The following is a 529-nucleotide window of genomic DNA, read 5'->3' as shown; positions in this document are numbered from 1 at the left end:
CCGAAGAAGTTGTGAAAGAAAACGAGCAACTTAAACGGTTACTTGGCGAACAGGCATTAGAACTTGCGATTTTACGTGATTTGATAAAAAAGAAAAACCCTCACTTGCTGAAAAACTTGAAGTAGCGGAACGCTATATTCAGCAGGGCTATCCAAAACGGCTAGTCTTGCGTTTTGCCCGGATTCCACGCTCCACGTATTACTACCATCGAAAACGAAAAGGGCAGAACGTGGAACCAGTGAAAAGTGAGGGACGAGCCATACCGGGCTATTCCCTAAAGCAGGACGGCACAAAAGTGTCCGATGAACAGATCAAAGAATGGTTGATGGAAGGCATGGAAGGCGAAGCCTATGCCTATGGGTACCGTAAACTGACCGTCTTTTTACGTCGGACATACGGGCTTTGTATCAACAAGAAAAAAGTGTACCGATTATGCAAGGAGATGGATATTCTACGGCCACAGCGCCAAAAACGGGTTTCGTATCCAAAAAAGCTGGCACGAAACCGCATCATTACCGGCTCGAATCAA

Annotated in this window: 1 protein-coding gene; it reads left to right on the top strand. The window is 45.9% G+C overall.

Annotation, left to right across the window (positions count from 1 at the left end):
* Positions 1 to 229: 229 nt before the first annotated feature.
* Positions 230 to 529: IS3 family transposase (locus tag ADA01nite_RS21820; protein ID WP_146812522.1), on the top strand; the 300-nt coding region annotated here is incomplete at its 3' end.

Source organism: Aneurinibacillus danicus (assembly GCF_007991215.1).
In the GTDB taxonomy this organism is placed as follows: domain Bacteria; phylum Bacillota; class Bacilli; order Aneurinibacillales; family Aneurinibacillaceae; genus Aneurinibacillus; species Aneurinibacillus danicus.
The sequence above is the reverse complement of the archived record's forward strand: the minus strand, read 5'-3'. Positions and strand labels throughout refer to the sequence as shown.